The organism is Prochlorococcus marinus XMU1419, from assembly GCF_017695955.1.
Lineage (GTDB): Bacteria > Cyanobacteriota > Cyanobacteriia > PCC-6307 > Cyanobiaceae > Prochlorococcus_A > Prochlorococcus_A marinus_AD.
Map to the genome: position 1 here is coordinate 192,820 of NZ_JAAORO010000002.1, position 23,599 is coordinate 216,418.

The following is a 23,599-nucleotide window of genomic DNA, read 5'->3' on the forward strand; positions in this document are numbered from 1 at the left end:
AATAAACATCGCTTAAGTGACAATATTAGTCTAATTTAAAAGTAATTGAATATAATGCTTTGACAGAAGCAAAACTTTTTCCAGTTTTAAATAAAGAGAATCTATCTCATTTTTCAAAGACTTATGTTCCTTCTAGACTTTTATTAGGGCCAGGGCCTTCCAATGCTCATCCAGAAGTCTTAAGCGCTCTTTCTTTGAATCCTATTGGTCACTTAGATGAAGCATATATTTCATTGATGTCTGATGTACAGCAACTTTTAAGGTATACCTGGCAGTGCAATAATCGTCTTACACTCCCAATGAGTGGTACTGGTAGTGCAGCTATGGAAGCTTCAATAGCTAATTTTATTGAAGAAGGCGAAAAAATTTTGATTGCTAAAAAAGGATATTTTGGAAATAGATTAGTTGATATGGCAACTAGATATAAAGCTCAAGTTTCTGTTATGGATAAACCATGGGGTGAGGCTTTTACTTATGAGGAAATTAAGTATGAAATAGAGACTAAAAAACCTGCTATTTTTGCTATTGTCCATGCTGAAACCTCAAGTGGTGTTTTACAACCTCTTGATGGTATTGGAGATATATGTAGAAAAAATAACTGCTTATTTTTAGTTGATGCTGTTACTTCACTTGGAGCATTAGAATTATTAATTGATGAATGGAAAATTGATCTAGCTTATAGTTGTAGTCAGAAGGGATTAAGTTGCCCCCCAGGATTAAGCCCTTTTACAATGAATAAAAGAGCCGAAGAAAAACTAAGTTCAAGAAAAACAAAAGTACCTAATTGGTATTTAGATTTATCCCTATTAAATAAATATTGGGGTTCTGATCGTGTTTACCATCATACTGCGCCCGTAAATATGAATTTTGCTATACGCGAAGGTTTACGATTAATCGCAAACGAGGGTTTAGAGAATATTTGGAATAGACATAATCGTAATGCAATGAAACTATGGAATGGTTTAGAAAGTTTAGGCATGGAATTACATGTAGCAAACGATTATAGATTACCAACTTTAACAACAGTTAAGATTCCTCCAGCTGTTGACGGAGATGGATTTAGGAACCATCTTTTAAGAAATTTTGGAATAGAGATAGGAAATGGACTTGGAGAATTGTCTGGTAAGGTATGGCGTATAGGTTTAATGGGTTTTAATTCAAGCGATGAGAATGTTGATAGATTATTAAACCTTTTTGATACTGAATTAAAGAAATTTTCTATTTTTGAGTCCTCAACTTTTTAAACCATAGTTGTAAAATTTTACTGCATTCATCTTCTAGAATACCTCCCATAATTTCCATTTTGTGATGAGCACTTTTATGTTTTGATAGGTCAATTGAGCCACCTAATCCACCTCTTTTCTTATCGTAAGCCCCGAAAATTACTATACCCATCCTCGCTTGTATAAGAGCAGAGGAACACATAGTGCAAGGTTCTAAATTTGTGATAATAGTACATTCATTAAATCTCCAATCATTTTTTATAAGAGATGCCTGCCTAAGTGCCATTATCTCTGCATGACCTAATGGGTCTCTATTTGTATTCCTCCTGTTAACCCCTCTCCCGATACATCTTCCTCTTTCATCCAAAATTATTGCACAGATTGGTAGCTCAACTTTTCCAATTTCATTGGATCTTCTTAATATCGAATTCATCCACAAAGTGTATTTCGCAATATTTGTTTTTTTTTGTTGATCTTTATTACTATTTTCATTTTCAAAAATATATCTCATTTACCAATATTAAGAATAGAATTATTAATAGATATCTTATCTGATGGCTGAAGATTTAATTAATAATAAAGATATATATTTCCCCTCATATTTAGGGACTAATGACAAATTGATTACTCTTCTTAATAGAACAAGTCAAATTCTTTGTGAATGGTTCTCTAAAGCTGATAAAAATGGTCCTTTACCTTGTGATGAGAGTTTCAAGTATATTATGCCTTCAGAAGATGGTAATTCTGAAGACGATTTGTTTCCTGAGATTGAATCTCTTTTAAATAATTCATTTAATCCTGTTCATCCTGGCTCACTAGCTCATCTTGATCCCCCACCTTTGATTTTCTCTATTTTGGGAGATTTAATTGCTGCTGGTCTAAATAATAATCTTTTAGCTTACGAGTTATCACCAAGTGTAACTTTGCTTGAGGATTCATTATGCAAATGGTTTGCCAAGAAAATAGGGTTTAATGATTTCTCAGGAGGTATAGCTGCTAGCGGAGGTACATTAAGTAATCTGAATGCACTTATAGCTGCTAGAAATAATGCTGGATTAGGTACAAATCCTAATTCTGTATTACTTCTTAGTGAAGATGCTCATTCATCCTTCGTTAAATGTATAAGAGTGATGGGTCTAGATACTACTAATCTTGTCAGGATTAAAACTGATAATCAAGGTCGAATGGATATAAATGATCTCAGAAAGTCTTTAGAAAAATGTTCAATAGAAAATAAAAAAATATTTGCTATTGTTGCCACCCTTGGGACGACTATAAGAGGAGCCATTGATCCTATTAAAGAAATTAGTGAAATCTGTAAACAAAGGAACATATGGTTTCATATTGATGGTTCAATTGGAGGGATTTTTGCTATAACTTCTTTTCCAATAGAAGGTTTAAATAATATTAATCAGGCTAATTCGATAACGATAAATCCACAAAAAATCATTGGCATTACAAAGACTTCATCCTTGTTATTGGTTTCAAATATGAGTACTTTAGAAAATACTTATAATACAGGACTACCATATATATCATCTAAAGATAATATTATAAATAGAGGAGAAATAGGCATACAAGGTTCTAGACCTGCAGAAGTTATCAAACTATGGCTTGGGTTACGTTTTTTAGGTTTGAATGGAATAGAAAATATATTAAATTCATCAATTAAAAGAAAAGATTTTTTTATAAAAAATATCAGTAAAAATAAATTTGACATATATTCTGGTCCTCTTCATATTGTTTCATTCATACCAAAGAAACTTGAGCCAAAAGACTCTGATACATGGACTCAAACTAAAGTTAATGAACTAATTAAAAATAATTTTATGCTTTCTAGACCAAAATTTAAAGGTAAATATTTTTTACGGGTTGTAATGGGAAATTACAATACAAAAGAATCTCATATTGAAGAACTTTTGAGACTTTTAGATACTTAACTTATGAATATGGGTAGACCAAAAATTATTGCAATAGTAACAGGGTTTATATCTATAGCTATTTGTATTGCTTATTTACTCCTAATAACTATCTTTGATTTCAGAACTTATCTAAATGATCAATTATCCAATTTTACATAGTAAATGGAGGTAAACTTTTATTTGATTTAAAATAATTTTTCATTTCAATTTTAGAAATGGCTTCTTTTACGAAGTTGTTTAAAATTTCCTCTCTTTTACTTATCCTATAGATTTTATCTACGACTTCTTGAATTCCTCCATCTCCCCAATCTTGCCCATTTTTAAAATATTCAATCAAACTTAGTCCTACTATTCTTATTAGCCAGCCTGCTGTAACTGACTGTATAGATTTAGATAATAATATCTTAGTCAAGCTTGTAGCTAAAGCAGGAGAAATAATGGCGAGCCCCCCTTTTAGTATTCCTTGTTTAGCCAATGCACTCAGCAATGATGTTGCCAAATCTTTTGCATCTTTTTTTGTAAGCTTTATTTCATATATTTTTGATAATTCCATTATCATTTGAATGTTTACTGAGGTAGTAGTAAGGAAATCAACAGCTGGTAGTGGATTAACTAGTATTACTCCTCCTGTAATCCACATGTATTTATTAATCACTTTATTTGACATTAAATATCTTTGTTCTTGCACGAAATTTTTACTTTTAATACCTAACTTGTTTGATCGAAAAAGAATATTATCCGCCAATAACTCTTCACCATTATTATCGAGCGTTTCAATTATTTCTCTAAATAAACTTCCTACATCTGGAACTATATTTATAGCATCTGATTTTATATAGGGAGATTGTTGAGGTACTGCAATTGTTTGAACAACTGTAATTCTATTTTTTCTAGCGGAAGTTATAGAGATTATATTTTCTTCAATGAGGTTATTTTCGTCTCTAGACCTTAAATCACATTTATTTAGAACTATTATTATTTTTTTTCTTAATTTTAATAATTCTTTAATTAAATAGTTTTCGTATTTATTTATGTCCTGATCTAACACAAAAAGAACTAAGTCGGAATTTGATGCTTGTATAATCGTTTCTTTTTCTCTTTCTTCTCCTAATTTAGATGGTTCGAACAAACCCGGAGTATCCACTATATTAATATTTCTTTTTAAGATTGGGATGCGAATTTTATAACTATTAATTTGCTTTGTTGTACCTATTTTTGCGGAAGTTTGTCCGACAATATTTTTCAATAAAGATCTTGCTATAGAAGTTTTTCCTGAGGAACCTGCTCCAAAAAGAGTAACTTTATAATCTCCTGTTTTTAATTGGGACTCTAGTTTATTTTTTTGGTAATTTAACAATTCAACTTTTACTTTATCATTAATTTTTTTATTAATTTTCTCGACCCCTTCTAAACTTATCTTGGCAGCACCATATGTGTTTTTGAATGAAAGTGTATTTTTCTTATTTTTATATATAACTTTATAAACTATTTTCTTAAATAATTTTTTATCAATATTATAAAAGATATAAATTATTATTATTAATAATATAAGGGTATAAATATTTACTATTCTTATAATTATCGATAATAAAATATAAAGTAATAATATTAAAAAAGTATATTTTATATATTTTAATTTCAAGTAATTCATATTATCTATTATTTTTAAAAATGTTATAAATTAAAAAAATAAAACCAATATTAATAGATATATCAGCAATATTAAATACTGGAAAATTTACAATATTTAAATTTATAAAATCAACAACAAAACCTTTATATATCCTATCTATGCCATTGCCAATAGTTCCGCCAAGAATAAAGCTATAAGAATACAGATCGAATAAGTTTAAAGTATTTTTCCTAAATATTAAATAAATAAGTATTATTGAAAACAAAATACTTATAAAAGATAAAAATATTCTACTACCACTAAATATATTAAATGCTGCCCCGTAATTTTCTACAAAGTCTAATTTGAATAAAAGAAAATCTTTATTAATAAATAATTTTTTATTATAAATCATTAAATATTTCGTAAATTGATCTATTAGGACAATAAAAATACTTAAAGATAAAAAATATATTTTTGTTTGTATTTTATTGATCATTAATTGCTCCGTTTTAAACGTTCTATAGGTTTAATAAGTAATAAAAGTGGAAAAAGCATTAAAAAATGATATCCAATCTTACCTAAGGAGTATTTCCCTAAATTATATAAAAATAAATTAAATTTACTGTAGGATATAATTTGTATTAAGTTGTAAACTATTCCAGTTAAATGCATAGCACTTATTGCTATAAATCCATTTTTTAAAAAGTTTCCAACTTTTATCTTATTTCTATTATTTAAATCATCAATTATTTTTATTAATGGATATAAACCTAATAAATAACCAAAATTTGGAGTGAGCAAATAACCTATTGAACCTCCTTGATAAAATACAGGAAAAATAAACAATCCCAAAATTAAATATATAGATAATGCTCTAAAAACAACTCTTCTATGAAATATAAGAGTTAATAAAATTATGGCTGGAATTTGCCATGTAATAGGAAACTCAATGTTATTACTAGATTTATAGATAAAAGGTAGTGGAATATAAACAGGTAACATTGATGTTATTACTAATGATTGAAGACTCACCAGTATCTCAATTAATTTATAAAAATTGAGCATTATTATAAATTCTATTTATAAACTTCTCAATGCAACAATTGGATCTAATTTAGAAGCTCTTTTTGCTGGTAAAACGCCAAAGATTAAACCAATTGATCCTGAAATGATCATGGTGGAAAAAGTAGTTGTAATTCCTACTGATGCAGGAAGTGGTGTTATCAGAGATAGAAGAAAAACACCCGACAATCCCGTCGTTGTTCCTATTAATCCTCCAATTGTAGACAAAATCAATGCCTCAATTAAAAATTGAATTAATATATCTGACTGTTTTGCTCCTATTGCTTTTCTTAGTCCAATCTCTTCAGTCCTTTCGCTTACAGAAACAAGCATAATATTCATGATTCCTATGCCTCCAACCACTAAAGATACTGCCCCAATACCAGCCAATAAAAAAGTTAATCCACTCGTTATGTTGGTTACTATATTCAATGCATCTTCTTGTGATCTAACCGCAAAGTCATCATCTCTGATTATTTTATGTCTTTGCCTTAATAAGTTAGTAATCTGAAATTTAGCGGCGCTAGTTGAATTTTTATTTATCGCTTCAACGCTGATGAAGCTTAAACTTACTCCATATGTCGGGTCCTTCCCTGTAATCCTGTTGACCATGGTTGTTAATGGAATATAAGCATTTTTGTCTTGATTACTTCCAAATACAGCACCTTTTGGTTTTAATATTCCGATAATTTCATAAGTGTGGTCTTTAATTCTGATTTTTTTTCCAAGTGATGAAGATTTATCTTTGAAAAATTCGTCTTTAAGATCAGGACCTATTACAACATAACTTCTTGCACTATTAACATCACTTTTTGATAAAAATCTACCCTTATCTACTTCAAAGCTTCTTACTTCAAGGAATTCAGGAGTAACTCCAGCAATTGATATATTTAAACTTTTAGAATTTGACTGCACTATTTCGTTAGCAGAGATTTGAGGAGCTACTTTTTTAACTGTTGGTACTTGATTGTTTATTGCTACTGCATCTTCTAAAACTAGATTTTTAGGAAATGAAATACCTCTTCTTCTTGTGTCATTATTACCGGGAACAATGAATAAAACATTTGCACCTAAATTACTTAATTGGTTTTTTGCTAATGTTTGAGCACCTCTACCAAGTCCAACAAGTGTAATAACTGAAGCATTCCCTATAATTATCCCCAGCATTGTTAACGAACTTCTCAATTTGTTCGAAACTAATGTTTTTGTGGCCATGCCTAAGGCTTCTTTTATTGAGATATTCCTAGACATATTTATATTTATCTATTGCATCATCATCTTCAATTTGTCCCATGTATATAACACCTTCATTAAGCTGGAGTGTAATAAGGTCGCCATTACTGATTTGATGTTTATCCATACTTTCTAAATTACAAATTGTAGAAATCTTTTTATTATTTTTGTTAAACAAAGCATAAACATCATTTACATTTTGGTTCGTAACAATACCTGCAATATTTTTACTAAGTGGAATATTTTTCATTAATTCCTTCGGAACAAATAATATTTCTCCAGGACAAATCAAGGATAAATCAAGATTATTTTTAATTATTCTTGCTTTACCTGTAACTCCGATTTCTCCTATTGAAATTCCTCTTGATACAATTTTTCTTACTAAACCGACTTTTATTAAATCAGTAGAGCCACTTATTCCAGTTAATGTACCTGCGGTTTGAACTACTAAATCTCCTTGATTTAGTACCCCCATATCCTGAGCAATTTGCATAGCTAAACTAAAAGTTTTTGCTGTTCTTTCATCATTTTTAACTACTAATGGAGTAACTCCCCAAACAAGTTGCAATCTTCTTGCTACACTCCTTTCTGTAGTAGTTGCCAAGATAGGCGTTGGTGGTCTGAACTTGCTTACATTTCGAGCGGTAGAACCTGATTTTGTTAAAGGGATTATAGCTCCTGCATCTAGTTGTCTAGCTATATTACTTACTGCTGCACTAATAGCATTTGGGATCGTACTTGGTAAGTGGCTTTCAATAGCCTTAAGTGGATAATCCCTTTCAATTCTTCTTGCTATGGTTGCCATCGTTTCAACAGCCTCTACAGGATAATCACCAACTGCAGTTTCGTTTGAAAGCATTACAGCATCTGTACCATCCAGAATTGCATTTGCAACATCACTAACTTCGGCCCTAGTTGGTCTTGGGTTAGAAGCCATAGAATCAAGCATTTGAGTCGCTGTAATTATTGGAATACCTAATGAATTAGCTTTTCTTATTAATTCCTTTTGTAAAAGAGGAACTTCTTCAGCAGGCATTTCAACTCCCAAATCACCTCTTGCAACCATAACCCCATCACATAAGGGTAATACTGTATCAATTTGATCAATTGCTTCAAATTTTTCTATTTTTGCTACTACAGGAGTGGAATGTCCATTTTTGTTAATTAAATCTTTTATCTCGTTTATATCGGATGGATTTCTTACGAAACTTAAGGCTATCCAATCAACTCCTTCAGATAATCCGAATTTTAAATCCTCTTTATCTTTTTCTGTTAATGCTTTTACTGATAATTGAACATCAGGGAAATTAACCCCTTTATTGTTAGAAAGAACTCCCCCTACAGTTACTAGGCACTCTAAAATATTAGCTTTTATATCTACTTTTTCTACAATCATTTCTATTTTACCATCATCTAATAGTATTCTTTTTCCCTCGCTAACCTCTTGAGAAAGTTTGTCGTAAGTTACATTTGCAATAGTATTTGTACATTCGACTTCATTCGATGTAAGTGTGAATTTATCACCTTTTTTAACTTTTACTGGACCATCTTTAAATCGCCCTAATCTTATTTTGGGTCCTTGAAGATCTTGCAATATTCCAATATCAATATCTAGCTTTTTTGATACTTCCCTTATGGTTTTTATCCTCTCAGCATGATCTTTATGATCTCCATGTGAGAAATTTAATCTGAATGTAGTTACTCCAGCTTTAATTAAATCTGTAATTATCTCTTCAGTTTGAGTTGCAGGGCCAATAGTTGCTACTATTTTTGTTCTTCTTTTTAAATCAATATTCGACATATATAGATAATATTGCTAGATATAAATAAATTTACCATATCCAAAGTTAGTTATTTAAGTCATGGATTTTAAAACTTATCAGAAAAAAGCTAGAGAAACTGCACAATATCCAGATTTAGGTTCAAATAATATTTACCCAACTCTTGGTTTAGTTGGAGAAGCTGGTGAGGTAGCAGAAAAAGTAAAAAAAGTTATAAGAGATAAAAATGGAATATTTGATAAAGAATCAAAATTAGGTATTAAAAAAGAGTTGGGAGATGTTTTGTGGTACATATCAAATCTTTGTACTGAATTAAATTTTAATTTAGAGGATGTTGCTATACAAAACCTAGAAAAATTGAAATTAAGAGCTTCTAAAGGGTTGATAAGCGGTTCTGGGGACGATAGATAAATTTAGCTATAACCCAAACTTGCATACTGGAGATTTGTAATTAAGTTTTGAATAACATTTAAAAGTAAAAAAGCTAATAATGATGAAATATCAAATCCACCTATTGGAGGGATAATACCTCTAAAAATGTTTAAATAAGGATCTGTGATAGAAGTTAATGCAGATAAAACACCGTTACTCCAATCAATACCTGGAAACCATGTAAGTAAAATTCTTATTATCAATATGAATGAATAAATTGATAGAGTTTGGCCCAGAACTGCAAAAATCTCAGATAACATTATTTTTGGAAATTTAATACATCCTAACATTTACTTATTATTGCTGCTTATTATTACTGCCACCTATATTTGAGAGATATTCATTACTTACAGCAAAAGTTTGAAAAAACTTTTCTGATAATGATAACCAATATGATCTACCATCTTTCTGCTTCCGCTTGACGATAAATTTCTTTTCTAATAATTCTTTAATATGATCATAGGCTCCTGAACCTCTAAGAAGTATAAGATCCGATTGCAGGATCTTTTTTTTGATCGCAATAGTTGCCAATGTCCTTAATTCGGATGTTTTCAAATCAGAAGGAAGTAAATCATCGACGAATTCATTAAGACTGGATTTTAATTCGAGAGAATAACTATTATTAACTGCATTTAATTCAATAGCTGAGTTGGGATTAGAGTATTTATTTTTAAGATCTATGATTGCATCATTAATCGAGTTAATATCAGAATTAGTAATTTCTGAAAGATCCTTTTTTGTTATTGGTCTGCCTTTCAAATATAGAACAGCTTCAACTTTTGTAACTAGATCTATATCAGATTTTGGCGTGGTATTTAGATCAGATTGATTGATTTTTTTTACCTAAATCATTCCTAATTTACCTTAAATATATTCTGTTGCACCAAGGAATAATTTATATGTATCGTTTTGAGTTTCGTCCCAGAATTTATAGCCTAGAATTCTTACAAATTTATTCCACTCTAAAATTTCATTTCTATCAATTAAAACTCCAATAACAATTTTCCCTACATCAGCACCATAATTCCTATAGTGGAATACGCTTATAGACCAATTAGATTTCATATTATTTAAGAAATTTATTAATGCTCCAGGTCTTTCAGGAAACTCAAATCTGTATAGAAGTTCTACAAAGTTTCTATTATCCATCTCTTTAAAATTCACTGGTAATCTTCCACCTACCATATGTCTGAGATGATTTTTAGATAGTTCATCATCACTTATGTCAATAAATGCGTATTCCGAATTTCTAAATTCATTTAAAAGATTATTTTTATCATTTAACCCATAGACTTGAACTCCTATAAAAATCTGGGCATTCTTAGAATTCGCCATCCTATAGCTAAATTCGGTTAAATTTCTGTTATCAAGTAACTTACAAAAATCAATTAGACTACCAGCACGTTCAGGTATTTCAACAGCCATCATTACTTCTTTACACTCTCCAAGTTCTGCTCTTTCTGCTACAAATCTAAGCCTCTCAAAATTCATATTTGCACCACATGCAATCGCAACCATTTTTCTATTTGAATGATTCGAATTTAAAATATCTTTTTTCATTCCTGCAATTGATAAGGCACCTGCGGGCTCTAATATTGATCTAGTATCCTCAAAAACATCTTTTATAGCAGCACATATTTCGTCAGTATTAACCCTAATCATTTGATCTATATATTTTCTACAAATATCAAAAGTATTTTTACCAATTTTTTTAACCGCCACTCCATCCGCAAATTGACCAACAGAGTGTAATTCCACAATTTTTTCTTCCTCCAACGATTTTGTCATAGCGTCTGCGTCTTCAGGTTCTACGCCAATTATTTTTACTTCAGGCCATATTTTTTTAATATATAAAGAAATTCCTGATATCAATCCACCACCACCAACAGCAATATAAATCGCATAAGGTTTGTCCTTTAGTTGCTGTTCAAGTTCAATAGCTATAGTTCCTTGTCCTGCAATTACATCTGGATCATCAAATGGATGAATAAAGCATAAATTTCTTTCGTGGCTTATCCTTAGTGCCTCTTGGTAAGTTTCATCATAATTGTCACCATGTAATATAACTTTTGCTTTTAAATTTTTTACTGCATTAACTTTCACTAGAGGTGTTGTTATGGGCATTAATATGGTTGCTTGGCAATTTAACTTGAGTGCACTAAGTGCAACCCCTTGAGCATGATTGCCGGCACTTGAAGTAATTACTCCTTGAGCAAGCTGTGAATTAGAGAGCTTACTCATTTTGTTATATGCACCCCTTATTTTGAATGAAAATACATCTTGGAGATCTTCTCTTTTTAGGAAAACTTCATTATTAAGTGTATTACTTAAATTATGAGCTTTCTCTAATGGTGTTTTTTTTGCTACTTCATAGACTTCAGCTTGAAGTATTTTTTCAAAATAATCATTCATATATATATTTTTAGCATTAATTATTAATCTAATAAAACATTACATGATCTATTTCATAAAAAATACTCATTTTGCACCTCGGCGTTTTAAATTAGATAGATAACAATTTTTTTTCAATGCTTTTAAGTGAGTTAAGTCACCCAAATGAACTACATGGCTTAACAGTTTCACAATTAGAGGAAATTGCTTGTCAAATTAGAGAAAGACATCTTCAAGTAGTATCTACTAGTGGTGGACATCTTGGACCTGGATTAGGTGTAGTTGAGTTAACGTTAGCTTTATATCAAACTCTTGATCTAGATTTCGATAAGGTTATTTGGGATGTAGGACATCAGGGTTATCCTCACAAATTAATAACAGGACGCTTCCAACAATTTGATTCCCTTAGGCAACAAAATGGAGTAGCTGGATATCTCAAAAGAAGTGAAAGCAAATTTGATCATTTTGGTGCAGGACATGCGAGCACTTCTATTTCTGCTGCTTTAGGAATGGCAATAGCAAGAGACAAAAAAGGTGAGAATTATAAATGTGTTGCTGTTATTGGAGATGGAGCATTAACTGGAGGAATGGCATTAGAAGCTATAAATCATGCAGGTCACTTACCAAATACTCCTCTAGTTGTGATATTAAACGATAATGATATGTCTATTTCACCTCCAGTTGGAGCCCTTTCAACTTACTTAAATAAGGTAAGAGTTAGTCCACCATTGCAATTTTTATCCGATAGTGTTCAAGAAAGTGTAAAAAATATTCCCTTAATTGGTAAGGATATTCCAGAAGAACTAAAAAATATCAAAGGAAGCGTTAGACGACTATCTGTACCTAAGGTTGGTGCTGTTTTTGAAGAACTTGGATTCACATATATGGGTCCAATTGACGGTCATGATATTGGAAATTTAGTTAATACTTTTAATGCTGCTCATAAACTTAAAAAACCTGTACTTGTTCATGTTGTTACAACAAAAGGGAAGGGTTACCCTTATGCAGAAGCTGATCAAGTTGGATATCATGCGCAGTCTGCATTTGATTTGACAACTGGGAAATCTATTCCATCAAAGAAACCTAAGCCTGTTAGTTATAGTAAAATATTTGGTCAAACCTTATTGAAAATATGTGAACAAGATAGCAAAGTTATTGGTATTACTGCAGCAATGGCTACTGGTACTGGTTTAGACATATTGCAAAAAAATATCCCAGATCAATATATCGATGTGGGAATAGCTGAACAACACGCAGTTACTCTTGCGGCAGGAATGTCTTGCGATGGTCTTAAACCTGTAGTAGCTATATACAGTACTTTTCTTCAACGTGCTTTTGATCAATTAATTCATGATGTAGGGATACAAAATTTACCTGTATCGTTTGTACTTGATAGAGCTGGCATAGTGGGAGCTGACGGACCTACTCATCAAGGTCAGTACGATATCAGTTATATGAGATCCATACCTAATTTTGTATTGATGGCGCCAAAAGATGAGTCTGAATTACAGAGAATGTTAATAACTTCAATAAACCATAAGGGACCAACTGCTCTTAGAATACCTAGAGGCTCTGGATTAGGAGTGGCTGTAATGGATGAAGGTTGGGAACCTTTGAATATAGGTGAAGCTGAAATACTTGAAGAAGGAGAAGATATTTTAATTATTGCTTATGGATCGATGGTTGCATCAGCTATCGAAACAGCAAAGATCCTAAAAAATATTAACATTAATGCATGTATTGTTAATGCAAGATTTGTTAAACCTCTAGATAAAAATCTTATTATGCCCTTAGCAAGTAGTATCCAAAAAGTGGTTACTATGGAAGAAGGAACTTTAATAGGTGGATTTGGTTCTGCAATAGTTGAATTACTTAACGATAATGAAGTAAACATTCCTGTATACAGAATAGGTATACCGGATGTTTTAGTTGACCATGCTTCACCTGACCAGAGTAAAGAAAAATTAGGCCTTATGCCTGATCAGATGGCAGATAAAATTGTTAAGAAATTCAAGTTCAATAATTAAAAATTTAATAAATAAATTTTTATAAAACACCACGTGAGGCTAATCCTAAGATTGCACCAATTCCGAAAATATGACCTAGGCAATTAGCACCTACGACAGATGCGTGACTTAAACCACCATAGAATTTCGAATTAGGTATTTCAAAACCTTCATTAGGTTTTCTGATAGTTGCTCTAGCAATAGCATAAGCAAAAACATTACATGCAATCATTACGACGGCACACTTTGGAGACCAAGAAAAAGTTGCTGGATCTGCAGCTGCAAATAATGTAGTAAACATAAAAAATCGTTATTTTCATATATTCTCTAATACTTTTACCTAAAAAACACAAAATTGTAAAAGGTCTTAAGAGTTATTTACTTCTAAACTATTTAACAACTTTATAAATCCAAACAAAATAACAAAATCACTTAGAGTTAAGAAGGATTCTGCAAAACCATGCAGGAAGTCAACCTCAACAAGGGTTTTATCATAATTATTTAGTGTGAATAATGATACCAATATAGTTATTAATACAAATAAAAGAGTTAAGGAAAATCCTGTTTTTACAAAATTATTAACAGTTTTGATTTTATATAAGTAAAACAAAAATATTGCATATGGAATTATTGATACTGCGAACAAAGCTGTATTATCAATTAAAGCTAATTTTTCTATAAATTTTATAAATAAGTCATTCATAAGTCACTTTCTTTCTAAAAATAGTGAATGATGCAACAGCTAATGTTGAATTTCCAATAAATGTAAATATCCCTTGAAGCGTTACTAATCCATATAATGCATCTTGATTATCATAGATATGCCAAGTTATAGCGCACATAGCTCCTATTAAGTTTGGGACCATCGCTAAGCATAACCAAAAAAATAAATTATATTCTTTAAATGTAGAAATTTTGTATATGACAAAGATTGTAAAAATCCATTCAATGACTGAAGAGATATGAATTAACCAAGTTCCAAATGAAAGTTCGTGCAAAATTTAAATTTTTTTCTTTAGTACATTAAGTACTTCCTTGGCATGATTTATAGGTAAAACACTTATCCATCTATATGAAATTTCTCCTTCTGGAGAAATCAAAAAAGTATTTCTATCTGAAAATGGAGGGATCCAAGAACCATATTTATCACTAATAATCCCATTAGGGTCAGTTAATAAAGTGTAGTTTATGGATTTCTCACTGCAGAATCTTTCATGAGAATCTTGATTATCAGCACTAATCCCAACAATTTCGGCATTATATTTTGAAAAATCTTTTTTTAATTCAGAAAAACCTTTAGCTTCAAGAGTGCAACCTGCTGTAAAGTCCTTTGGATAAAAATACATAACAAGCCACTTACCTTGAAAATCATTTAATTCCCATATTTTTTTTGATTTAATGTTTTTATTAAAACCTTCTAATTGAAAGTTTGGAGCTGTATCTCCCACTTCAGGAGCAAAGTCAAAGGCTATTGCTGAATTACAATTAAATAAAAGAATGAATGGTATTAATAAACTTACAACTAAATTTCTCATCAAATTTAGAATTTTTTTAAATCAACTCCATTTGATTTAGCAAATTTATCTAATCCTACTTTTTGTATAGATTTTAGTGCTTTGGTACTAATTTTTACATTTACCCATTTTTTGCCTTCTTCCCACCAAAGTCTCCTTTTTTGTAGATTAACTTGTTGCAATTTTTTTGTACGAATGTGTGAGTGACTCACAGCCATACCATTATTAGCTTTTGCTCCAGTCAGTTCGCAAACTCTTGACATAATTTTGAATTATATATTTAAAATTCTAACACACGACTCAATTTGTTGAATTAAGCAATTCTGACATTAATTCGGCATTATTATTTTGTAAATTGATAATCTGTTCTTGATCTAATCCACCCACTGATAGTTTAGCCATATCGTAAACATGATTTGCAATTTTAGATGCCAATGGATTTTCTATAGGGTCTTTTTTATCAATAATTATTTTATTGCTTGTAATTTTATTAAGACCTACGATAAGAGGATGTTCCTTGTTAATTAAAAGCACATGATATTCAGGTAAGCCAGGCATCTTTTGTTCCATGTAAGCACCCATATCATTAATTCTTCTCATTTGCTCTGGAAGCAAGATGATCGCAGGTGGTGCACCTTTACTTGAAAGTGACTGAACTTTAACTGTTACTTTCTCATTGTTAAGTGCTTTTACAATAGTATCTCTAAGATTTTCTGTATTTGATTTGCCATCCTTATCTACAATTTCTTTAGATTCTTTATCTTCTAGTTCATTTATTTCAGAATCGACTCTTTGGAACTGATAATCTTCGTTTTTACTTTCTAACCAAGGAAGAAATTGTGCATCAATTAAAGGATCTGATTTAATAACTTCCTTGTTATCAGATAAGCAGATATTTAATGCGCTTGACTGAGCAATTGGATCTGAACAATAAATTATCTTTTTAGAATCTGTTAAATTATTTCGTTCTTTGTAATTTGTGAGAGTTGTGAAATATTTATCATTGGATTTGATGAGGGATTTATTTTCAATATCTTTAATTACGTCTTTTTCTGAATTGATGATGGTTTCGAATATTATACTGTTATCAACTAAATCAGCAAATTTTTCATCCTCAATAGCGCCAATTTTAATAAAAGCAGAGATTGAATCCCAAATTTCAGCATAAAATTCTGGAGAATTTTTTATCAAATCCTTAAGTTTATTAGCGATTTTTTTTGAAATAAATGAAGATATAGATCTAACTTTTCTATCTGTTTGTAATGCGCTTCTACTAACATTTAGCGGTATATCTGTAGAGTCAATTACTCCTCTCAGAGGTAAGAGGTATTTTGGTACAATCTCTTTAATTGAATCGCTTACGAATACTTGATTACAAAATAGTTTAATTTCTCCCTTTTCCCAGTCTGCACGACCAGACAATTTAGGAAAATACAATATTCCTTGTATGTCATATGGATAATCTGTATTAAGATGAATCCATAAGAGTGGATCTCCCTGAAAAGGATAAAGGTATTTATACAACTCAATATAATCTTCATCTTTTAATTCGCTAGGTTGTTTTCTCCATGGAGGATTTTTCTTATTAATTGTCTCACCCTCCAATAAGACATCTATTGGCATAAAATCACAATATTTTTTTATTAATGATTTAATCCTTTCAGGCTCAATAAACTCTTTTTCTTCATCAAGTAGGTGAAGAATCACATCTGTCCCAATTGTCTCTCTTTCTGATTCTTCTAAAGTGAAATTTGGCGATCCATCACATGACCACTTGAATGCTTTTGATTCTCCAATTGCTGATTTAGTTAATATATCAACTCTATCTGCCACCATAAAACTTGAATAAAAACCAAGTCCAAAATGGCCTATAAATTCATCATTATCTTTTTTGTATTTTGTAAGGAATTCTTCTGCGCTTGAGAATGCAACTTGGTTGATATACTTCTTAATTTCTTCATCATTCATTCCAATTCCATTATCAGAAATTGTTAGTGTATTATTCTCACGGTCAATAGATATTTTTACTTGAGCTTCTTCAGTATTTTCACAGTCGCCAGCCATAGATGCCATTCTTCGTTTACTTATTGCGTCAACACCGTTACTTACAAGTTCTCTTAAAAAGATTTCATGGTCAGAATATACTGCCTTCTTGATGATTGGGAAAATATTTTCGGTATTAATACGAATTTCGCCTTTTTCCATTTTAAAAAATCAAACATATTAAATATTATTTCCTTAAAACTAGTTAATCAAGTTTTATTAGGAGTATTGTCCGAACAATATTTAAATTTAAAAACCTAAATTAACTTTTAAAAGTATTTATTTAATCCATAAGATCTCACTACAATTGTTTTCTTTCATAATTTGATTAGCTTTAGCCAAGTTATCACAAGGATTTAAGTGTAAGACAGCAATATTTCCAATTTTCTGTTGTTCTTTTTGTGCATTCATACCTTTTTCTAATAAATAAGAATCTTTAAACATTACTAATATCCTTTTTTTATCTGCCTGTTCGTCCTTAATTAGATTTCTTAAGACGTCTATTGAAATTGAAAATCCAATTCCATTTAAGATTTTCTCATTTGGACTAAAGAATCTTACTAGTTCATCATATCTTCCACCTTTTGCGATCACGTTTTTATTTTTACCATCGTCCCCTATTAGTTGAAAAACTATTCCTTCGTATAAATTCAAATGAGGTTGAAATGTAGGATCAAGTTGCAATTTAACATCATATTTATTTGATATTTTTGATAATGTTTTAAATAAAGAATTTAAGTCATCAAGAGTTTTACTAGTGCCAAATATAACTTTCAATTTGTTTAATACTGCAATTGGTTCTCCTCGTGTGAATAATAAATCTTTAAGTATATATTTATCATCATCATCAATACTTAATTTAGATAATTTATCTTGATCAAAGTTAACTAGACTTTTTTTAATTTCCTCAACATTATTCTTATATTTGTTCAATATCAAGTCCATTATTTTTGTAGTGCTAACTAGTAGACATAAATTACAACCATCCTTCAAATTAATATTATCGATTGCATCAAACAATATATTAATCACTTCAATTTCTGGGAATTTTGTATCATATCCAATTAATTCAATACCACTCTGCAATTTCTCTTGTAACTTAATGGAGTTTTTATTATCTTTTTTATCAAAGACCATTCCATTGGTGAATAATCTTATCGGTCTTTTCTTATTTATTAATCTAGTAGATGACAATTTAACTATAGATGTTGTCATTTCTGGCCTAAGACATAATGAATTATTACTCACTATTCCCACAACCTGATTTTCATCAATAACGCCACGGCCTTTTATCGTCTCTAGTGTATTAATAAATGAGGGTGAAACCTCTTCATAGCCCCATAGTTTATAAATACTATTTAAATTATTTATGATGTTGGAGTTATTTTTTACATCGACTAATTTAATTTCCTTTATATCTGTCATTTTAATATTTAACGGATTTTAGGTATAGAGATTTTTTTTAAATGGAGAGACTTTATCTAGTTCATTTTTTAATTCATTCTCAAGGCTGGGAGAACAAGCTAAAATTCGTCCTGAACTTAAATTAAATTCGCCTGATGGATAATCAGAAATAATACCACCAGCTTCTTTAACAATAATAGCACCGGCCGCTAGGTCCCATACTTCTAATCCTCTTTCCCAGTATCCATCGACTTTACCTGCAGCAACAAATGCTAAATCAACTGCCGCTGCTCCCCCTCTTCTAACTCCTCTAGTTTTATGTGTTAGATAACAAAATTCTGCATAATTATTATCCTCTGTCTCAAATCTGTCGTAAGAGAAACCAGTTACAAGTAAACTATCAGAAAGATTATAGGGATTCGATACTAAAAGTTTACTATCATTGCAGAATGAGCCTAAACCTATACAGGCTGAATATAATTCATTTAAGTAAGGTACTGATATAGCTCCTATAATTGGCTTATTTTTATATACAAGACCAATAGAAGTTCCAAAAAAAGGATATCCATGGGAATAATTTGTTGTACCGTCTAATGGGTCTATACACCAAGTTAAATCAGAAGATTTAGTTAATTTTCCCGATTCCTCAGCATTTATAGATATGTTTGGTGTCTCTTCTAATAAATATTCTTTTATTTTATTTTCAACTTCCAAATCTACATTGGTAACTAGATCACCCTTCCTACCCTTTGATGATATTTTCTGAATTTTATTGTAATTAACTTTTAAAATTTCATTGCCAATTTGTGCCGCTTTCTTAGCTATTTCATATAAAAAGGAAAAGTTTACTTGATTTGCAAGTTGATCTATTTCACTTGATTCAAACATGATAATTAATCTTCCTCAAATTCCCAAGGTGGAGCAACTCTTGTATTTCCTCTCCCAAAATATTGACCAAATTGTAAATCGTATACTTCATCCTCATATGTAGTCTCTACCTCAAGATCTGTAGTGGCTTTTGCTACACAAAGAAGAGCATAACCTTTATCTTTTAAGGCTTGTGATACCCCCATAGCTTCAGGTTGTTGCAATGTACCAGATCTTACTTTAACGGCACAACTCGTACAGCAACCATTTCTACATGAAAATGGAAGCTTAAAACCTTTCTTTTCAAATTCCTTAAGAATATATTCGTCACAATTAACCATCTCTTGGTAAACCTTTCCAGTTTCTTTGTTTTTAATCGTGACTTTGAAAGTCTTATTCAAATAACTTTCCTCAAAAATGTGATGATAAAGAGTTAAAATGGGGAGATCCTGGGAGAGGTGGCCGAGTGGTTGAAGGCGCAGCACTGGAAATGCTGTATAGGGGCAACTTTATCGAGGGTTCGAATCCCTCTCTCTCCGTTTCATATTAATTGATATTGGTTAATTACATCAACATTATTGTATTTATAGAACTTTTAAAAATAGACCTTAGTCTTTTTGAGAGATAATAAATAATCTTATTTATTTAAATTAAGTTGAAAATATTTGATTTTTACTATTATATGTAAATATCTAAGATAAAAATTAATTAAATTATTAGTAAATTTTGCTTTAATTTAGCGATCTAAAATCATGGGGCAAATAGTTGGAATTGATTTAGGTACTACTAACTCTGTCGTTGGAGTTATAGAAGCTGGTCGTCCAATTGTTATTGCAAATTCCGAGGGATCTAGAACTACACCTTCTATAATTGGTTTTACAAAGGATAAAGAAATAGTTATAGGTGACCAAGCAAGAAGACAACTTGTTTTAAATCCAAAGAATACCTTTTATAACTTAAAAAGGTTCATAGGTAGCGAATGGGACGATTTAGATGATACAAGTATTTCTGTTCCTTATAATGTTAAGGCGAATGATGCGGGCAGTGTCCGGGTTCTTAGTCCTAATACAAAAAGAGAGTATGCTCCTGAAGAATTAGTCAGCTCATTAATTAGAAAATTAATAAATGATGCTGAAACCTATCTTGGAGATACTGTAGAGTCTGCTGTTATTACAGTCCCTGCTTATTTTAATGAATCTCAAAGGCAAGCTACAAAGGATTCTGCAATATTGGCTGGTATCAAAGTAGATAGAATCTTAAATGAACCTACTGCAGCTGCTCTAGCTTATGGCTTTGAAAAAAGTTCATCAAATAATGTTTTGGTTTTTGATCTAGGTGGAGGAACATTTGATGTTTCCTTACTAAAAATTTCTAATGGTGTTTTTGATGTTAAAGCCACATGTGGAGATACTCAACTAGGAGGAAACAATTTTGACTCAAAAATAGTAGATTGGCTTGCTGAAAAATTTATTTCTAAACATGAAATAGATCTAAGAAGGGATAGACAAGCTTTGCAAAGGTTAACTGAAGCTGCTGAAAAGGCTAAATGTGAATTGTCTGGATTACAAAAAACAAAAATATCCTTACCTTTTATCACTACAAATAACGAAGGCCCATTACATATTGAAGAGACTTTAGACAGAAAAATATTTGAATCATTATCTCAAGATCTATTAGACAGATTATTAGAGCCAGTTCAAATAGCCCTAGATGACTCTGGATGGAAAGCAGAAGATATAGATGAGGTAGTTCTTGTCGGCGGCAGCACAAGAATTCCAATGGTTCAACAATTAGTCAAGACTCTTGTTCCTAATGATCCCTGTCAATCCGTTAATCCAGATGAAGTGGTAGCAATTGGTGCTGCGATACAATCCGGAATAATAAGTGGTGATTTACAAGATTTACTGTTAAATGACGTTACTCCTCTTTCTTTAGGTTTAGAAACTATTGGAGGTCTTATGAAAGTGCTTATACCTCGTAATACACCAATACCAGTAAGGCAATCTGATGTTTTTAGTACATCAGAAGCTAATCAGTCATCAGTTGTCGTTCAAGTAAGGCAAGGTGAAAGGCCATTAGCCGCTGAAAATAAATCACTTGGTAAATTTAGGTTATCTGGAATACCACCAGCACCCAGAGGAATTCCACAGGTTCAAGTTGCATTTGATATTGATGCAAATGGTCTCTTAGAAGTTAGTGCTACTGATAGAACTACTGGAAGAAAACAAACAGTAACAATTTCTGGAGGCTCAAATTTAAATGAACAAGAAATTAATTCGATAATTGAAGAGGCAAAATCACAAGCTAATGAAGATAGAAAGAAACGATCTGTCATTGATAGAAAAAATAATGCTTTAACTCTTATTGCACAAGCTGAGAGAAGGCTTAGGGATGCTTCATTAGAATTTGGACCTTATGGGGCTGAAAGACAACAACGTGCAGTTGAATTAGCCATACAAGATGTTGAAGAATTTATAGATGATGAAGATCCTCGAGAATTAGAATTTTCAGTAAGTGCATTACAAGAAGCATTATTTGGTTTAAACAGAAAATTTGCATCAGAAAGAAAAACTGAGAATAACCCATTACAGAGCATTAAAAATACATTTGGCTCATTAAAAGATGAATTGTTCTCAGATGATTATTGGGACGAAGACCCTTGGGATAATCAAATGAATAGAAATTATAGAAATTCGAGGTATGGTAATTCTAGGGACGATGATCCATGGGACAATGACTACTTCCTCTAAAAAAGACTATTTGTCGATTTTGGGTTTATCCTATGATTTCGACGATAAAGAACTTAAAAAGGCCTTTCGAAGAGAAGCGAGAAAATGGCATCCAGATTTAAATAAAAATGATCTAAACGCAGAAGAAAGATTCAAATTAATTAATGAAGCATACGAATACCTACGTGATCCAAACAAAAGAGTTGAAAATCCAGATTTAAATATTCAGAATGAGAATAATAATAATTTCAATACAGGGTTTCCTGATTTTCAGGATTATCTAGATTCGTTATTTGGATATGAATATAGATCTAGAAATTATAACGATTATGATAATGATTCTCAAGAAGATGAATCGATAAATATAGATAGTGATGAGTTTAATAATTATGAATACCCTACAACATCTCCAGAAGAGCCTCCTCCAGTAAAACTTCACCAGGATATTGAAACAATTATTGAATTATCACCTGATGAGGCATTAAATGGAGCTTCAATTTTAATTGAACTAGAAGATCAAACAGTAGTTGAGGTTGACACACCTCCTTTTGCTGGAGATGGCTGGAGATTAAGACTTGAAAATATTGCAAGGGGAGGGAAAGATCATTATCTACAGTTAAAAGTTCAAACGGAAAGTGGCCTAAGAATCGATGGTTTGAGAGTTCTATATAAATTAGAGTTATTTCCTCATGATGCTCTTCTCGGTTGTGCAGTTGAGGTTCCTACCCTTGATGGAAATGTCACTCTTCAAGTGCCTCCAAAATCATCTACTGGAAGAATGTTACGTTTGAAAGGTAGAGGTTTAACATTCGAAGATAACGTAGGTGATCAATATGTTGAAATTTTGGTAGTCATTCCTGCCGATATTAATGATGAAGAAATTGCTTTATATACAAGATTACAAGAATTATCACTTTCTGATTCCCAATCAAATATTATATAAAAAGAAAAAATTGCAACTTATGAACATATTTGTTCTTTTATATAATTCAGGAACAGATAAAGAAGGAATTCATTCAATCGAACTTAAAGGAAGGACAATTGTTCTTATGTTTGAAGATAAGGACGATGCAACAAGATATTGTGGTTTACTAGAAGCTCAAGATTTTCCTTTACCTACTGTTGAAATGATCGACATAGATGATATAAAAGATTTCTGTATTAAGTTAGATTATGAATTTAAATTAGTAGAGAAAAATTTTGTTCCTAAAACAGCCGAAGACAGGTTATTAATTTCACCGCCTCAGAAAAATCTAGAAGTTGAAAATTGGGAACAAGATAATAATAATAAGGATAACATTGATATAAATACCATTAAGGAAAACCTTGAAAAGTTGCTTTAGCTATTAAAATAACAATAAATTATTAAACAAATAA

General features: G+C 31.0%; 25 protein-coding genes and 1 tRNA gene. 8 read left to right on the forward strand and 18 right to left on the reverse strand.

Annotated elements, in window-relative coordinates:
• The first annotated feature begins 59 nt into the window (after window positions 1–59).
• On the forward strand, window positions 60–1,244 hold the full coding sequence (locus HA151_RS04660; protein ID WP_209106342.1) for a pyridoxal-phosphate-dependent aminotransferase family protein: 1,185 nt from the start codon (window positions 60–62) through the stop codon (window positions 1,242–1,244).
• Here HA151_RS04660 and HA151_RS04665 read toward each other — a convergent pair.
• Window positions 1,219–1,734, reverse strand: a complete 516-nt coding sequence (locus HA151_RS04665) for a nucleoside deaminase (protein ID WP_209106343.1) — start codon at window positions 1,732–1,734, stop codon at window positions 1,219–1,221. The genes HA151_RS04660 and HA151_RS04665 overlap by 26 nt on opposite strands.
• 43 nt (window positions 1,735–1,777) lie before the next feature.
• Between HA151_RS04665 and HA151_RS04670 the strand changes: the two genes are divergently transcribed.
• Window positions 1,778–3,163, forward strand: coding sequence for a pyridoxal phosphate-dependent decarboxylase family protein (locus HA151_RS04670; RefSeq protein ID WP_209106344.1), 1,386 nt, complete (start codon window positions 1,778–1,780; stop codon window positions 3,161–3,163).
• Between the two features lie 133 nt (window positions 3,164–3,296).
• On the opposite strand, the gene HA151_RS04675 is transcribed toward HA151_RS04670, so the two are convergent.
• From HA151_RS04675 to pyk, 5 genes are read right to left on the reverse strand one after another with little or no spacing between them, the layout of a single operon-like run.
• A complete protein-coding gene (locus tag HA151_RS04675; protein ID WP_209106345.1) occupies window positions 3,297–4,796 on the reverse strand; it encodes a GTP-binding protein in 1,500 nt (499 codons plus the stop codon).
• 1 nt (window position 4,797) lies between these two features.
• Window positions 4,798–5,256, reverse strand: coding sequence for a signal peptidase II (gene lspA / locus HA151_RS04680; RefSeq protein ID WP_209106346.1), 459 nt, complete (start codon window positions 5,254–5,256; stop codon window positions 4,798–4,800).
• Window positions 5,256–5,825: a biotin transporter BioY gene (locus tag HA151_RS04685; RefSeq protein ID WP_209106347.1), complete on the reverse strand. Its 570-nt coding sequence runs from the start codon at window positions 5,823–5,825 to the stop codon at window positions 5,256–5,258. Before HA151_RS04685 ends, lspA begins: the two co-directional genes overlap by 1 nt.
• A gap of 15 nt (window positions 5,826–5,840) precedes the next feature.
• Window positions 5,841–7,073, reverse strand: a complete 1,233-nt coding sequence (locus tag HA151_RS04690; RefSeq protein WP_209106348.1) for an ABC transporter permease — start codon at window positions 7,071–7,073, stop codon at window positions 5,841–5,843.
• Window positions 7,066–8,856 (reverse strand): pyruvate kinase, encoded by a 1,791-nt coding sequence (gene pyk, locus HA151_RS04695; protein WP_209106349.1) that lies wholly within the window; start codon window positions 8,854–8,856, stop codon window positions 7,066–7,068. Before pyk ends, HA151_RS04690 begins: the two co-directional genes overlap by 8 nt.
• 61 nt (window positions 8,857–8,917) lie before the next feature.
• Here pyk and HA151_RS04700 point away from each other — a divergent pair, with 61 nt between their 5' ends.
• A complete protein-coding gene (locus HA151_RS04700; RefSeq protein WP_209106350.1) occupies window positions 8,918–9,247 on the forward strand; it encodes a nucleoside triphosphate pyrophosphohydrolase family protein in 330 nt (109 codons plus the stop codon).
• Window positions 9,248–9,249: 2 nt separating this feature from the next.
• On the opposite strand, the gene HA151_RS04705 is transcribed toward HA151_RS04700, so the two are convergent.
• The 3 genes from HA151_RS04705 to ilvA form a co-directional block, all read right to left on the reverse strand.
• Window positions 9,250–9,528 carry a YggT family protein gene (locus HA151_RS04705; RefSeq protein WP_002807500.1) on the reverse strand — a complete coding sequence of 93 codons (279 nt, stop codon included), beginning with the start codon at window positions 9,526–9,528 and terminating at the stop codon, window positions 9,250–9,252.
• A gap of 37 nt (window positions 9,529–9,565) precedes the next feature.
• Window positions 9,566–10,063, reverse strand: coding sequence for an SMC-Scp complex subunit ScpB (scpB, locus tag HA151_RS04710; protein ID WP_209106579.1), 498 nt, complete (start codon window positions 10,061–10,063; stop codon window positions 9,566–9,568).
• Window positions 10,064–10,132: 69 nt separating this feature from the next.
• The gene (ilvA, locus tag HA151_RS04715) at window positions 10,133–11,680 is read right to left on the reverse strand and encodes a threonine ammonia-lyase, biosynthetic (protein WP_209106351.1); all 1,548 of its coding nucleotides are present in this window, start codon (window positions 11,678–11,680) and stop codon (window positions 10,133–10,135) included.
• Between the two features lie 116 nt (window positions 11,681–11,796).
• On the opposite strand from ilvA, the gene dxs reads away from it, so the two are divergent.
• On the forward strand, window positions 11,797–13,686 hold the full coding sequence (dxs, locus tag HA151_RS04720) for a 1-deoxy-D-xylulose-5-phosphate synthase (RefSeq protein WP_209106352.1): 1,890 nt from the start codon (window positions 11,797–11,799) through the stop codon (window positions 13,684–13,686).
• 19 nt (window positions 13,687–13,705) lie between these two features.
• Here dxs and psaK read toward each other — a convergent pair whose 3' ends face one another.
• The 9 genes from psaK to HA151_RS04765 form a co-directional block, all read right to left on the reverse strand.
• Window positions 13,706–13,966 carry a photosystem I reaction center subunit PsaK gene (gene psaK / locus HA151_RS04725; RefSeq protein WP_011818394.1) on the reverse strand — a complete coding sequence of 87 codons (261 nt, stop codon included), beginning with the start codon at window positions 13,964–13,966 and terminating at the stop codon, window positions 13,706–13,708.
• A gap of 66 nt (window positions 13,967–14,032) precedes the next feature.
• The gene (locus tag HA151_RS04730; RefSeq protein ID WP_209106353.1) at window positions 14,033–14,368 is read right to left on the reverse strand and encodes a DUF3593 domain-containing protein; all 336 of its coding nucleotides are present in this window, start codon (window positions 14,366–14,368) and stop codon (window positions 14,033–14,035) included.
• The gene (locus HA151_RS04735; RefSeq protein ID WP_209106354.1) at window positions 14,361–14,663 is read right to left on the reverse strand and encodes a DUF2499 domain-containing protein; all 303 of its coding nucleotides are present in this window, start codon (window positions 14,661–14,663) and stop codon (window positions 14,361–14,363) included. The genes HA151_RS04730 and HA151_RS04735 overlap by 8 nt, the downstream gene beginning before the upstream one ends.
• Window positions 14,664–14,666: 3 nt before the next feature.
• Window positions 14,667–15,200 (reverse strand): peroxiredoxin, encoded by a 534-nt coding sequence (locus tag HA151_RS04740; protein WP_209106355.1) that lies wholly within the window; start codon window positions 15,198–15,200, stop codon window positions 14,667–14,669.
• 5 nt (window positions 15,201–15,205) lie between these two features.
• Entirely contained in the window at window positions 15,206–15,442 is a 237-nt protein-coding gene (rpmB, locus tag HA151_RS04745) for a 50S ribosomal protein L28 (RefSeq protein ID WP_209106356.1), read from the reverse strand.
• 37 nt (window positions 15,443–15,479) lie between these two features.
• Entirely contained in the window at window positions 15,480–17,384 is a 1,905-nt protein-coding gene (gene htpG / locus HA151_RS04750) for a molecular chaperone HtpG (RefSeq protein WP_209106357.1), read from the reverse strand.
• A gap of 117 nt (window positions 17,385–17,501) precedes the next feature.
• Window positions 17,502–18,647 (reverse strand): ATP phosphoribosyltransferase regulatory subunit, encoded by a 1,146-nt coding sequence (locus HA151_RS04755; RefSeq protein ID WP_209106358.1) that lies wholly within the window; start codon window positions 18,645–18,647, stop codon window positions 17,502–17,504.
• Between the two features lie 18 nt (window positions 18,648–18,665).
• On the reverse strand, window positions 18,666–19,514 hold the full coding sequence (locus HA151_RS04760) for an inositol monophosphatase family protein (RefSeq protein ID WP_209106359.1): 849 nt from the start codon (window positions 19,512–19,514) through the stop codon (window positions 18,666–18,668).
• A 5-nt stretch (window positions 19,515–19,519) separates the two neighbouring features.
• On the reverse strand, window positions 19,520–19,894 hold the full coding sequence (locus HA151_RS04765) for a 2Fe-2S iron-sulfur cluster-binding protein (protein ID WP_209106360.1): 375 nt from the start codon (window positions 19,892–19,894) through the stop codon (window positions 19,520–19,522).
• A gap of 51 nt (window positions 19,895–19,945) precedes the next feature.
• On the opposite strand from HA151_RS04765, the gene HA151_RS04770 reads away from it, so the two are divergent.
• From HA151_RS04770 to HA151_RS04785, 4 genes are all read left to right on the forward strand, one after another.
• A tRNA-Ser gene (locus HA151_RS04770) sits at window positions 19,946–20,032 on the forward strand.
• 213 nt (window positions 20,033–20,245) lie between these two features.
• Window positions 20,246–22,243, forward strand: a complete 1,998-nt coding sequence (gene dnaK, locus HA151_RS04775) for a molecular chaperone DnaK (RefSeq protein ID WP_209106361.1) — start codon at window positions 20,246–20,248, stop codon at window positions 22,241–22,243.
• Window positions 22,194–23,165: a DnaJ C-terminal domain-containing protein gene (locus HA151_RS04780; RefSeq protein ID WP_209106362.1), complete on the forward strand. Its 972-nt coding sequence runs from the start codon at window positions 22,194–22,196 to the stop codon at window positions 23,163–23,165. The genes dnaK and HA151_RS04780 overlap by 50 nt, the downstream gene beginning before the upstream one ends.
• 19 nt (window positions 23,166–23,184) lie before the next feature.
• Window positions 23,185–23,565 carry a DUF3110 domain-containing protein gene (locus HA151_RS04785; protein WP_209106363.1) on the forward strand — a complete coding sequence of 127 codons (381 nt, stop codon included), beginning with the start codon at window positions 23,185–23,187 and terminating at the stop codon, window positions 23,563–23,565.
• The last annotated feature ends 34 nt before the right edge of the window (window positions 23,566–23,599 follow it).

Bases quoted from the DNA above. Each gene is read 5' to 3' on its own strand.
- HA151_RS04665 (WP_209106343.1), bottom strand. From the start codon at position 1,734: ATGAGATATATTTTTGAAAATGAAAATAGTAATAAAGATCAACAAAAA.
- HA151_RS04670 (WP_209106344.1), top strand. From the start codon at position 1,778: ATGGCTGAAGATTTAATTAATAATAAAGATATATATTTCCCCTCATAT.
- HA151_RS04675 (WP_209106345.1), bottom strand. From the start codon at position 4,796: ATGAATTACTTGAAATTAAAATATATAAAATATACTTTTTTAATATTA.
- lspA (WP_209106346.1), bottom strand. From the start codon at position 5,256: ATGATCAATAAAATACAAACAAAAATATATTTTTTATCTTTAAGTATT.
- HA151_RS04685 (WP_209106347.1), bottom strand. From the start codon at position 5,825: ATGCTCAATTTTTATAAATTAATTGAGATACTGGTGAGTCTTCAATCA.
- HA151_RS04690 (WP_209106348.1), bottom strand. From the start codon at position 7,073: ATGTCTAGGAATATCTCAATAAAAGAAGCCTTAGGCATGGCCACAAAA.
- pyk (WP_209106349.1), bottom strand. From the start codon at position 8,856: ATGTCGAATATTGATTTAAAAAGAAGAACAAAAATAGTAGCAACTATT.
- HA151_RS04700 (WP_209106350.1), top strand. From the start codon at position 8,918: ATGGATTTTAAAACTTATCAGAAAAAAGCTAGAGAAACTGCACAATAT.
- HA151_RS04705 (WP_002807500.1), bottom strand. From the start codon at position 9,528: ATGTTATCTGAGATTTTTGCAGTTCTGGGCCAAACTCTATCAATTTAT.
- ilvA (WP_209106351.1), bottom strand. From the start codon at position 11,680: ATGAATGATTATTTTGAAAAAATACTTCAAGCTGAAGTCTATGAAGTA.
- dxs (WP_209106352.1), top strand. From the start codon at position 11,797: ATGCTTTTAAGTGAGTTAAGTCACCCAAATGAACTACATGGCTTAACA.
- psaK (WP_011818394.1), bottom strand. From the start codon at position 13,966: ATGTTTACTACATTATTTGCAGCTGCAGATCCAGCAACTTTTTCTTGG.
- HA151_RS04730 (WP_209106353.1), bottom strand. From the start codon at position 14,368: ATGAATGACTTATTTATAAAATTTATAGAAAAATTAGCTTTAATTGAT.
- HA151_RS04740 (WP_209106355.1), bottom strand. From the start codon at position 15,200: ATGAGAAATTTAGTTGTAAGTTTATTAATACCATTCATTCTTTTATTT.
- rpmB (WP_209106356.1), bottom strand. From the start codon at position 15,442: ATGTCAAGAGTTTGCGAACTGACTGGAGCAAAAGCTAATAATGGTATG.
- htpG (WP_209106357.1), bottom strand. From the start codon at position 17,384: ATGGAAAAAGGCGAAATTCGTATTAATACCGAAAATATTTTCCCAATC.
- HA151_RS04755 (WP_209106358.1), bottom strand. From the start codon at position 18,647: ATGACAGATATAAAGGAAATTAAATTAGTCGATGTAAAAAATAACTCC.
- HA151_RS04760 (WP_209106359.1), bottom strand. From the start codon at position 19,514: ATGTTTGAATCAAGTGAAATAGATCAACTTGCAAATCAAGTAAACTTT.
- dnaK (WP_209106361.1), top strand. From the start codon at position 20,246: ATGGGGCAAATAGTTGGAATTGATTTAGGTACTACTAACTCTGTCGTT.
- HA151_RS04780 (WP_209106362.1), top strand. From the start codon at position 22,194: ATGGTAATTCTAGGGACGATGATCCATGGGACAATGACTACTTCCTCT.
- HA151_RS04785 (WP_209106363.1), top strand. From the start codon at position 23,185: ATGAACATATTTGTTCTTTTATATAATTCAGGAACAGATAAAGAAGGA.